Source organism: Flavobacterium zhairuonense (genome assembly GCF_004352915.1).
GTDB lineage: Bacteria > Bacteroidota > Bacteroidia > Flavobacteriales > Flavobacteriaceae > Flavobacterium > Flavobacterium zhairuonense.
In genome coordinates, this window is the sequence record NZ_SJSY01000069.1 from 42,166 (window position 1) to 54,581 (window position 12,416).

The window sequence follows — 12,416 nt, forward strand, 5'->3', positions numbered from 1 at the left end:
CTATCGAGAGTGGCAAAAAAATAAAAAGTAACCAATGAAAAACTCAAAATTAACCGCATTATTCTCTGCTTTTATGTTTGGATTTTTAGCCGTTCCAAATGCTAACGCCCAAATCCAAAATGCAGATGTGCTTAATGCTCCAATAGATATCAGCAAAGATTTTCAGAATTATTTGAACACGTTTTATTTTGCCGATGAATTGGCTTCTTTTGATCCTGCAACCGGAAAAGGAGCTATAAAATATTTGAGATACAACTATAAAACACGTCAGGCTTTCAACAACATGATGATGAAACCTGATGTAGAAAAAGCAAACGAATTCCCAACAACAGAATATGAGGAATCTCCAGTATTGCCGTTTGAAATTCAGTTTGTTTCAGATCGAACAATCAGAATCAAAACGACTTCTGGACCACAATTTCATCCGCAAAAGGAATCATTGATGCTGGTTGACGGCGTTGCGCCAAATCACCCGGAATTGTGGAAATATGCTAAAATAGAAGGCGGTCACAGTTATACAAGCAAACACGGAAGAGTCGAAATTTTGACAAAACCTTGGCACGTAAAAATCTATGATGAAAATGGAAAACTGCTGACAAGCACGCTTCATGATACCGATTTCAAAAACACCTATACGCCAACACTTCCATTTTCATACGTTCGAAGAAACAGCGATTATTCAAGAAGTATGGGCGCGGCTTTTAGCTTAGAACCAGACGAAAAAATATTTGGATGTGGTGAATCATTTACACAATTCAATAAACGCGGTCAAAAAGTAGTTTTATGGACCGATGATGCAAACGGAATCCAAAATGAAACGATGTATAAACCTATTCCATTTTACATGAGCAGTCGCGGTTACGGAGTTTTCATGCATCATTCAACACCAATTACAGTTGACTTTGGAAAATACTTTGGAAGCGCTAACGAAATGTACATTGGAGACGATGAAGCCGATTTATTTTTCTTCATTGGTGAACCAAAAGACATTTTAGATCAATATACCAATTTGACCGGAAAAGCGGCTATGCCACCACTTTGGTCTTTTGGGTTTTGGATGAGCCGAATCACTTATTTTACTGAAAAAGAAGGTCGCGATGTCGCAAAGGATTTGCGTAAATATAAAATTCCAACGGATGTTATTCATTATGATACCGGTTGGTTTGATGTTGATTGGAGAAACAACTACGAGTTTGCAAAATCTCGTTTCCCAGATGCTCAAAAAATGATGGCAGATTTGAAGGAAGATGGTTTCCATGTGTGTTTGTGGCAATTGCCGTATTTCACACCAAAGAATACGTTGTTTCCTGAAATCATGGACAAAAACTTAGCGGTAAGAGACAGAAAAGGAAATCTTCCATACGAAGATGCTGTTTTAGATTTCTCAAATCCTGAAACCGTTTCTTGGTATCAAGGGAAATTGAAAAAATTATTTGATCAAGGCGTTTCGGTTTTCAAAGTTGATTTTGGAGAAGCGGCACCGCCAGACGGAATTTATCATTCAGGAAGAACGGGTTTTTATGAGCACAATTTATATCCACTTCGATATAATAAGGCTGTAGCCGAAATTACTCAGAAAGAAAAAGGATATACTTTAATTTGGGCGAGAAGCACTTGGGCAGGAAGTCAGCGTTACCCTTTGCATTGGGGTGGAGATGCCGAAACGTCAAACGGAGCAATGTCGGCAGAATTACGTGGCGGACTTTCACTTGGATTAAGCGGATTCAGTTTCTGGAGTCATGATGTTGGAGGATTCGCAACAAAATCACCAGAGAATTTATACAGAAGATGGGCGCCTTTTGGAATGTTTACTTCACATGTAAGAAGCCACGGAGAGCCTCCACGCGAACCTTGGTTATATAGCAAAGATTTCTTGGAAGGATTTAGAAAAGCTGATAATATGCGTTACGAATTAATGCCATATATCTACGCTCAAGCAAAAGAAAGTTCTCAAAAAGGATTGCCAATGATGCGTGCATTATTTGTAGAATATCCAAATGATCCGGGAGCTTGGTTGGTTGACAACGAATATTTATTTGGTTCAAGTATTTTAGTCGCTCCGCTTTTTGAAGAAGTAACAGAAAGAGATGTTTATCTTCCAGAAGGAACTTGGATTGATTATCAAACTAAAAAAGTATATCAGTCTGGCTGGCACAAAATTAAAGCAGGTGAAGTGCCAATTGTGGTTTTAGTAAAAGATGGAACTGCAATTCCGCACATCGGTTTAGCGCAGTCTACAAAAGATATGGATTGGAGCAAATTGACATTAAAAGTTTACGCAAGTGATAAAACCACTTCGGCAACAGCCAAAGTATTTTTACCAAATGGCGATGCCGTTCAGGAAATAAAAGTGACTAAAAATGGAAATAATTTTGACGTAACCGCAAATCCATTAAACGGAAAAACCACTTTTAAAACAGAGTGGATAAAATAAAAAAAGTTGCCACGAATTACACGAATTTGCACAAATTAAATTCGCGATAATTCGTGCAATTCGTGGCAAAAAAATAATCCCAACGAGGATAAAAATAAGTTTTTGTTGAGTTTTTAAATCGGGTGAAAACCTCTTTTTTGCCCGATTTATTAAAAATGAATTAAGAAAATGACCATGAAAAAACACCTGATTCTTCCCGCTTTATTACTTTCAATTTCGATCGGATATAGCCAAAAAAATAAAAGCGCTTACGAATTGGCATCGCCAAACGGACAAAATAAAATCAAATTTGAGCTAGTAAAAAATGCTCCAAAATATGCCGTTTCTCACAGAAAGACAGAAGTAATTTCTCCGTCTGACATGGGATTTGTATTAAAAGGAAATGAAGACCTGAGTTCAAATTTCGAAATTAAAGGAGCTAAAACTTCTACGTTTGACGAAACTTGGGAACAAGTTTGGGGAGAAAAGAAAAACATCAGAAATCACTACAATCAATTGACAGTCGATTTACAGCAGAAAACAGGAAACAAAAGAAAATTACAGATTCAGTTTCGTGCTTTCGACGATGGAGTTGCGTTTCGATATGTTTATCCAAAACAAAATGTAAAAGACAGTATTTTCATCATGGATGAAAAGACAACTTTCAATTTAAAAGAAGACGGAAAAGCATGGTGGATTCCGGCAAACAGAGAAAATCGCGACGAGTATTTGTTTAAAGATGCACCAGTAAGTACGTTGGATACAGTTTTGACGCCATTAACAATCGAAAGTAAAAGCGGATTGGCATTGAGTTTTCACGAAGCAAACTTAGTTGATTTTGCGAGTATGACTTTGGTGAACAACAAAGGAACAGAATTAAAATCGGATTTAGTTCCGTGGGCTGATGGTGTAAAAGTTCGTGTGAAAGATTCGTTTACTTCATCTTGGAGAACCATTCAAATTGGAGAAAATGCTGGGGAATTGATTACTTCTTATTTGGTTTTAAATCTTAATGAGCCAAACAAATTAAAAAATACAAACAGTTATTTCAAACCTTATAAATACTTAGGAATCTGGTGGGGAATGCACATCGGGAAATATACTTTTTGGGAAAGTGATAAACAAGGAGCAACTACAAAACACGCCGAAGAATATATTGATTTTACTGCAAAAGAAGGTTTCAATCATTTATTGATCGAAGGCTGGAACAAAGGCTGGACGCCAGGCTGGTATGAAAACCGTATGCACATGTTCAGTTTTACTAAAAGTGCAGATAATTTCGATTTAGAAAAGGTAGTGGAGTACGGAAAAAAACACAATGTTGAGTTAATCGGATATCACGAAACAGGTTCTAACTTAATTAACTACTTAAAAGAAGTTGACGAAGGTTTTGCCTTATACAAAAAATTGGGAATCCATACCGTAAAAATTGGTCACGTAGGTTCTAAATTGAATATGAAACAAATGCACTTTGGACAATTTGGAGTAAATTATTTCAGATATATTTTGGAAAAAGCGGCACAATACGATTTAGCGGTTTTATACCACGAATCAATAAAAGATACAGGAGAAAGAAGAACGTATCCAAACATGGTTTCGAGAGAAGCAGCGCGCGGACAAGAATATAATGCTTGGAGCGAAGGAAATCCACCAAATCACTTAACAATTATTCCGTTTACAAGATTGCTTTCTGGTCCAATGGATTTTACTCCAGGAATTTTTGATGTTGAGGTAAAACAAGGCTATCCAGGAAAAAGAATTCAGGGAACAGTTGGACAGCAATTGGCACTATATGTAACCATTTATGCTCCAATTCAAATGTTGGCAGATCTTCCAGAAAATTACGAAGGAAAACCAGCATTACAATTCTTAAAAGATGTTCCGACAGATTGGGAAGACACTAAAATCCTAGAAGGAAAAATTGGTGAATACATCACAACAGCAAGAAAAGACAGAAACAGCGCAGATTGGTATTTAGGAACTTTGACCAATGAAAAACCAAGAAATGTTGAGGTTTCATTATCATTTTTAGATCCAAATGCAACTTATGAAGCGCAAATTTATGTAGATGCAGAAGGAACAGATCAAACACATAATCCAGAAGCAGTGGCAATTTCTAAGAAAACAGTAAAAGCATCAGATAAATTACAATTGAAATTAGGCGGAGCTGGCGGTGGTGCAGTGAGATTCAAAAAGCTGTAATTATTAATTTCTCAAACCCGACAGGTTTTAAAACCTGTCGGGTTTCGTAACGCAACGATTACGCATACTTGTAGAGACGCATTTTAATGCGTCTACGTTCCAATAATCAAATAAATATTTATTATCAAATGAAAAAACTTTCAGCAATACTATTTATTTCCTTAATCGTAAGCAGCAGTATTTCGTTTGGACAAAACAATAATGCTGAAAACCGAACGATAAAAGTTGATTTCAAAAAAGAAGCCGGAAAATTAAACACCATGTTCAAAGAATGCATTGGAGCGGGAAGAGCAAACGAAGGTCTCCGTGCAGATTGGCAGCAACAATTGGCATTGGTAAAAAAAGAATGTGATTTCAAATACATCCGTTTTCACGGTTTATTGTCTGACGATATGGCCGTTTACCGAGAAGATTCAAAAGGAAATCCAGAATACAATTACCAGTATGTTGATGTTTTGTTCGATTATATTGTGAACTTGAAAATGAAGCCGTTTGTAGAATTAGGTTTTATGCCGAATGCTTTGGCAAGCGGAAAAGAAACCATTTTTTGGTGGAAAGGGAATGTAACGCCTCCAAAGGATTATAAAAAATGGGAAGATTTGGTTAGAAATCTAACGCAGCATTTTGCAGCACGTTACGGGGATGAAGAAGTAAAATCATGGTATTTTGAAGTTTGGAACGAACCTAATTTATCGCCAGGTTTCTGGACAGGAACTCAAGCCGAATATTTTAAATTATACGATTATGCAGCACGTGGCATAAAAGCTGTGAATCCTGCATACAAAGTTGGTGGGCCTGCGACGGCAGGATCTGGCTGGGTTTCTGAAACTATTGATTTTTGCGCTAAAAATAATGTACCGATTGATTTTGTTTCGACACATACCTACGGAGTAAAACAAGGATATTTGGATGAATTTGGAACATCGGGAACGGTTTTAAATCAGGATGAATGGAGCGTGAGCGGGGAAATTATAAATTCAAGAAAACTGATTTCTAATTCGGCTAAACCAAATTTAGAATTACATTATACCGAATGGAGTTCATCTTATACGCCGGCAGATCCAATTCATGACAGTTATCATTCCGCAGCTTATATTCTGCAAAAAATAAAACAAGTTGGCAATGCAGCAAACTCGATGTCATATTGGGTTTTTACCGATATTTTTGAAGAAGCTGGACCACGATTTACACCTTTCCATGGAGGTTTCGGATTATTGAATACGCAAGGAATTAAAAAACCAGCTTATTTCTCTTATTATTTAATGAATAAATTGGGAGAAACCGAACTTCAAAATTCAGATAAAACGTCATGGGCAACAAAAAATGCAAAAGGCGATGTGCAAATTTTGCTTTGGGATTTTACTAATACACATCCGGGCGACAAAGTTTGGAATCAAACGTATTACATTCAGGATTTGCCATCAAAAGAAAAAGGAAAAGTAAAAATTGAAGTTGACGGATTACAAAAAGGAAAATATTTGTTAGAAATTTACAAAGTTGGTTACAAAGTAAATGATGCTTACGCAGATTATTTAACTTTGAAAAAACCAAGTCAATTAACTCGTGAGCAAGTTAATTCTATAAAAGAGAAAAATAACGGTGCACCAATTTCAGCAGAAAAAATTGTAATTGATGCAAAAGGAACTTTCAGCAGAGAAATCAAAATCAATGAAAATGATGTTGTAATGTTGAATTTAATCAAACAATAAAACCACAAAAAACAATAAATATTAACCGAGTTTAAAGAAGTTGTGTGAGGAACGAAATCTTTAAAATCCAAAAAACATCTAACTATCTATGAAAAACAAAATGATATACCTGTCGGCAGCTTTGGCTTTTGTATTATTTTCTTCTTGTAAAAATGATGCAAAATCTGAAGTTTCAGAAACGGCACAAACTGAAGAATATCAAGGAAAAGAAATCGGTTCTGAACACGATGCCGAAATAGATAAACTAGTTTCTCAAATGACTCTTGAGGAAAAAATCGGAATGTTGCACGGAAACAGCATGTTCAGCACTGGAGCGGTAGAACGTTTGGGAATTCCCGAATTAAAAATGGCAGACGGCCCGCTCGGAGTTCGTGAGGAAATTTCGAGAGACAGTTGGGCACCAGCCGGGGTAACAAATGATTTTGCAACCTATTATCCTGCAGGAGGCGGTTTGGCTGCAACTTGGAATGCCGAAATGGCGCATACTTTCGGGAATAGTTTAGGAGAAGAATTGCGTGCCAGAGATAAAGACATGTTGCTTTCGCCAGCAATAAATATGGTAAGAACACCGCTTGGAGGAAGAACGTATGAATATATGTCTGAAGATCCTTTTTTAAATAAAAAAATCGCCGTGCCTTTGATTGTAGGTTTGCAGGAAAAAGATGTGATGGCGTGCGTAAAACATTATGCGGCAAACAATCAAGAAACAAATCGTGATTTTGTTGATGTACAAATTGACGAGCGTACACTTCGTGAAATTTATCTTCCAGCATTCGAAGCTGCAGTAAAAGAAGCAAAATCATATGCGATAATGGGTGCTTATAATAAGTTTAGAGGCGAATATTTATGTGAAAATGATTATATGCTGAATAAAATCCTTCGTGATGAATGGGGATTTAAAGGTATTGTAGTTTCTGATTGGGCAGCGGTGCATTCAACTGTAAAATCGCTGAAAAGCGGATTGGATATTGAAATGGGAACGCCAAAGCCATTCAATGAGTTTTTCTTGGCAGATAAATTAATCGCCGCAGTAAAAGCGGGAGAAATTGCAGAATCTGAAATTGATCTTCACGTAAAACGTATTTTAAGAGTTTTGTTCCAAGTAAAAGCAATGGGCGGAGGTGAACGTGCAAAAGGAAGTATTTCTACTGAAGCACATTACCAAGATGCGTACAAAATTGCCGCTGAAGATATTGTTTTATTGAAAAATGATAACAATGCATTACCACTAAAATTAGACGGAGTTAAGTCAATTGCCGTTATTGGAAATAATGCAATGAAGAAAAATTCTCTTGGCGGATTTGGTGCGGGTGTTAAAACAAAAAGAGAAGTTACACCGCTTGAAGGTTTGAAAAACAGACTTCCTTCTTCTATAAAAATCAATTATGCCGAAGGTTATGTAGAGCGTTACGACGAAAAAAATAAAGGAAAACTAGGCGATATTACCTTAAACGGTCCTGTAACAATTGATGAATTAGATCCAGCAAAAGTTCAGGAAGCAGTTGAAGCGGCAAAAAAGTCTGATGTTGCGGTGATTTTTGCAGGTTCAAATCGTGATTACGAAACAGAAGCTTCTGACAGAAGAGATTTGCATTTGCCTTTTGGACAAGAAGAATTAATCAAAAAAGTATTAGCAGTAAATCCAAGAACAATTGTTGTATTTGTTGCTGGAGCACCATTTGATATTGGAGAAATCACTCAAAAATCGCCAGCTGTAGTTTGGAGTTGGTTCAATGGTTCAGAAGGAGGAAATGCTTTGGCTGATGTCATTTTAGGAAAGGTAAATCCGTCAGGAAAACTGCCTTGGACAATGCCTAAAAATATTATGGATTCGCCAGCGCATGCAACAAAAAGTTTTCCAGGCGGAAAATCAGTTAATTATGCCGAAGGATTGCTGATTGGTTACCGTTGGTTTGATACCAAAAATATTGCGCCTTTATTTCCTTTTGGTTACGGATTATCATACACCACTTTTGCTTTAGAAAATGGAAAAACGGATAAAACTTCATACAATTCAAACGAAATCATTTCTGTTTTTATCGATGTGAAAAATACAGGAAAGGTTGATGGAAAAGAAGTCGTTCAGGTATATTCTTCAAAAACAGATTCAAAAGTTGCCCGAGCTTCAAAAGAGCTGAAAGGTTTCAAAAAAGTACTAGTAAAATCGGGCGGTTCAGAAAATGTGACAATTCAAATTCCAGTAAAAGAATTGGCGTATTATGATGTTTCGGCTAAAAAATGGACAGTTGAACCAGGAAAATATACTTTGAAAATAGGAAACTCATCAAGAGATATCAAAAAAGAGATTGCCATAACAATTCAGTAAGAAGATTGTTATTTTTTAGAATAAGTTGAATAATGAATGAAGCGGATTGAAAGTCGGTCCGCTATAGCTTAATTTTTTAAATTATTTAAAATGAAAAAAACAATACAGAATTATCTATATAGCATAGCATCATTAATCACATTTTTTGGAGTTTTGGCTTGCAGCGCCGACAAAGAAACACCACAAAATTCAACCATAAATTCATTAGAAGTAAATAAAAACAGTATTGAAGCGAATAGTACAGAAACTAATGCAGATATAATCATCAAGACTGATGTCACCGCTTGGTTAATGAACAGCGAAAGTTCAAGTTGGATTAAATTTAGTCAGGCGGGCGGTACTTCTGGAACCACCACAGTAAAAATTACGGTTTTAGAGAATACAGCAAATACCGCAAGAACTGGAACAATTAAATTGACTTCTGGCCAGGCTGAAGCGGTTGAAATCACTGTTTCGCAAAAAGCGGCAGTTCCTGCTAAAATCGAATATCCAAGTTATAACACGAATCCGCTAGTGGCCGATGCTTCTGGAATGTCAAGTACTGCAGTGCAATTGGCAGCAAAAATCAAATTAGGATGGAACATTGGAAATACAATGGAAGCAACTGGAGGAGAAACAGCTTGGGGAAATCCAAAAATTACAAAACAGCTGATTGATTTAGTTAAAGCTAATGGATTTAATGCGATAAGAATTCCGTGTTCCTGGAACCAATATTTGGCAAATGCAAAAACGGCTGAGTTAAAAGCAGAATGGTTGAACCGAGTAAAAGAAGTGGTTCAGTATTGTGTGGATAACGATATGTATGTTTTGGTAAATGTACATTGGGACGGCGGATGGTTGGAAAACAACGTTACCGAAGCTAAAAAAGAAGAAAACAACGCAAAGCAAAAAGCGTTTTGGGAGCAAATTGCAACAACTTTGCGCGGGTTTGACGAACATGTATTGTTTGCAAGTGCCAATGAACCAAATGTAGAAGATGCAACTCAAATGGCTGTTTTAAATTCGTATCATCAAACTTTTATTGATGCTGTACGTTCAACTGGAGGAAAAAATGCGTATCGAGTTTTAGTGGTTCAAGGACCTTCGACAGATATTGAAAAAACGAATAAATTAATGCTGACTTTGCCAACAGATAAAGTCGCTAATCGATTAATGGCTGAGGTACATTTCTACACGCCATATCAATTTTGCTTGATGGACAAAGATGCAGATTGGGGTAAAATGTTTTATTACTGGGGAAGCGGTTTCCATTCGACAACCGATGCGACGCGAAATGCAACTTGGGGAGAAGAGGCTGATGTAGATAAACTTTTCAAGTCAATGAAAACACAGTTTGTTGACAAAGGAATTCCGGTTTTATTGGGAGAATTTGGAGCCATCAGAAGAACGACTTTAACAGGTGCCGACTTGACTTTGCATTTAGCATCAAGAGCTTATTTCTTAAAATATGTGGTAAAACAAGCTAAAGCAAACGGGATTTTGCCATTCTATTGGGATGCCGGAAACACAGGAAACAACGGATCAGCCATTTTTGACCGAACAAATAATACAGTTTTTGATACTCAAGCTTTAAATGCTATGATCGAAGGACTGCAATAAAAAAAATTTTAAAACCATATAAGTGATATAAGATAAAATAAGTTTTCATACATTGGAGCTTAAATTTTCTTATATCACTTATGTGTTTTAATTAATTTAAATTTAAAATAATGAAGAAGTTTATAACCTTTCTTTTTTTAACGTGCGCTGTGATTGCAAATGCCAATGTCAATATGCCATTGCTATTTTCAGACGGAATGGTTTTGCAACGCAACAAAGCAATTCCGATTTGGGGTTTTGCTGAGGCTAATGAAAAAGTAGAAATTCATTTCAACAAACAAATCAAAAAAACACAAGCCGATAAAAACGGAAAATGGATCGTCAATTTAGATGCTGAAAAAGCCGGTGGGCCTTTTGAATTAGAAATAATTGGAAAAAATAAAATTACAATCAAAAATGTTTTGGTTGGTGAAGTTTGGATTTGCAGCGGGCAATCGAATATGGAATTTCAGGTTTTTAAAACCATGAATGCCGAAAAAGAAATGAATAATGCGGATTATCCTATGATTCGCCATTTTGGTGTTGCACAGGATTTAAGCGGGAAACCAAAAGACGATTTAAAAGCTGGAAAATGGGAAGTTTCAAGTAAAAAAACTGTCGGGAATTTTACTGCTGTCGGATTTTATTTCGCCAGAAAATTATATGCTGAATTAAAAATTCCAATCGGAATCATAAATACGTCTTGGGGTGGAACCAATGTTGAAACCTGGACAAGCCGTGAAGCATTTCAAAACAGTCCTGAATTTAAATCGATGATTGCCGATGTTCCAGTTATGAATGTCGATTCTATTTCTGTTTTATACGCAAAGCGAATGAAAGAAAGAGTCGAAAAGATTCAAGGAACTTCTGTAAGTACAGCAAACGAAAATACATTCAAAGAACTTTCTTTTGATGATACTTCTTGGGGCGAATTAAAAACGCCAAGTTTATGGGAAAATCAGGCTCTTGGTGATTTGGATGGCGTAGTTTGGATGCGTAAAACCATTACGCTTTCAGCAGAAGATATCAAGAATAAGGCAACTTTAAGTCTAGCAAAAATCGACGACGAAGACATTACGTATGTAAACGGAATCGAGGTCGGTAAAAACACACAATGGGATGCTAGACGTGTTTATCAAATACCAGAAAATGTTTTAAAAGAAGGCAAAAATGTCATTGCAGTCAGAATCGTAGATAATAGCGGAGGAGGCGGAATTTATGGAGAATCTGAAGATTTAAAATTGACTTTGGGAAGTAAAGTTATTCCGCTTGACGGGAAATGGAAATTTAGAGTAATTGTTGTAAAAACAGCTTTATCGCCAAATAGTTATCCGTCATTATTATACAATGCAATGGTAAATCCGTTGGTTCCTTATGCCATTCAGGGCGTTTTGTGGTATCAAGGCGAAGCAAATGTCTGGAGAGCAAATCAGTACAAAAAAGCATTTCCTTTAATGATCACTGATTGGAGAACAAAATTCAAACAAGGCGATTTTCCTTTCTATTTCGTTCAATTATCCACTTTTGATGAAACTGGAGGAAACAGCAAAAAAGGAAGCCGTTGGGCAGAACTTCGCGAAGCACAATCTGAAACCTTAAAACTGAAAAATACCGGAATGGCCGTTACCACAGATATTGGAAACGCAAAAGACATTCACCCAACAAACAAACAAGATGTTGGATTGCGTTTGGCAGCAATTGCGTTGGATAACGTTTACGGCAAAAAACAAATTTTTAGCGGGCCAAAATATAAATCTCAGGAAATAAAAGGAAACCAAATTATATTGACTTTTGACAATATCGGAAGCGGATTATCAACGCCAAATAACAATGAATTAAAAGGTTTCGAAATCGCAGGCGCAGACAAAGTTTTTCATTCAGCGAAAGCGATAATAAAAGACAATAAAATAATGGTTTCAAGCGATCAAGTTCAAAATCCAGTTGCAGTTCATTACGGTTGGGCAGACGACGACACGCAGATTAATCTTTTCAACAAAGAAAAATTCCCAGCATCGCCATTCAGAACGGATAATTGGGAAATGATTACGGCAAACGAAATATATAAAGTGAATAAATAATAGTTGGGCGTGATCCCGATAAGATAAGTGGGCTAATTTTCTTTGTGCATATGCGCCCACTTATCTTATCGGGACCGGGCTATCCGCGCTACTTCGGTAGCTAGCTCCTA

Annotated in this window: 6 protein-coding genes; all 6 read left to right on the plus strand. The window is 36.6% G+C overall.

Annotated elements, in window-relative coordinates; all coding sequences use genetic code 11:
• The first annotated feature begins 34 nt into the window (after window positions 1–34).
• Window positions 35–2,434, plus strand: a complete 2,400-nt coding sequence (locus tag EYY60_RS06965) for a glycoside hydrolase family 31 protein (RefSeq protein WP_132988666.1) — start codon at window positions 35–37, stop codon at window positions 2,432–2,434.
• A 174-nt stretch (window positions 2,435–2,608) separates the two neighbouring features.
• Window positions 2,609–4,615 (plus strand): glycoside hydrolase family 97 protein, encoded by a 2,007-nt coding sequence (locus EYY60_RS06970; protein WP_132988667.1) that lies wholly within the window; start codon window positions 2,609–2,611, stop codon window positions 4,613–4,615.
• A gap of 128 nt (window positions 4,616–4,743) precedes the next feature.
• Entirely contained in the window at window positions 4,744–6,324 is a 1,581-nt protein-coding gene (locus EYY60_RS06975) for a GH39 family glycosyl hydrolase (protein WP_132988668.1), read from the plus strand.
• Window positions 6,325–6,412: 88 nt separating this feature from the next.
• The gene (locus EYY60_RS06980) at window positions 6,413–8,650 is read left to right on the plus strand and encodes a glycoside hydrolase family 3 C-terminal domain-containing protein (protein ID WP_132988669.1); all 2,238 of its coding nucleotides are present in this window, start codon (window positions 6,413–6,415) and stop codon (window positions 8,648–8,650) included.
• Window positions 8,651–8,740: 90 nt separating this feature from the next.
• Window positions 8,741–10,249 carry a cellulase family glycosylhydrolase gene (locus EYY60_RS06985; RefSeq protein WP_132988670.1) on the plus strand — a complete coding sequence of 503 codons (1,509 nt, stop codon included), beginning with the start codon at window positions 8,741–8,743 and terminating at the stop codon, window positions 10,247–10,249.
• A 110-nt stretch (window positions 10,250–10,359) separates the two neighbouring features.
• Window positions 10,360–12,306, plus strand: a complete 1,947-nt coding sequence (locus tag EYY60_RS06990; RefSeq protein WP_132988671.1) for a sialate O-acetylesterase — start codon at window positions 10,360–10,362, stop codon at window positions 12,304–12,306.
• The last annotated feature ends 110 nt before the right edge of the window (window positions 12,307–12,416 follow it).

Bases quoted from the DNA above. Each gene is read 5' to 3' on its own strand.
- EYY60_RS06965 (WP_132988666.1), top strand. From the start codon at position 35: ATGAAAAACTCAAAATTAACCGCATTATTCTCTGCTTTTATGTTTGGA.
- EYY60_RS06970 (WP_132988667.1), top strand. From the start codon at position 2,609: ATGAAAAAACACCTGATTCTTCCCGCTTTATTACTTTCAATTTCGATC.
- EYY60_RS06975 (WP_132988668.1), top strand. From the start codon at position 4,744: ATGAAAAAACTTTCAGCAATACTATTTATTTCCTTAATCGTAAGCAGC.
- EYY60_RS06980 (WP_132988669.1), top strand. From the start codon at position 6,413: ATGAAAAACAAAATGATATACCTGTCGGCAGCTTTGGCTTTTGTATTA.
- EYY60_RS06985 (WP_132988670.1), top strand. From the start codon at position 8,741: ATGAAAAAAACAATACAGAATTATCTATATAGCATAGCATCATTAATC.
- EYY60_RS06990 (WP_132988671.1), top strand. From the start codon at position 10,360: ATGAAGAAGTTTATAACCTTTCTTTTTTTAACGTGCGCTGTGATTGCA.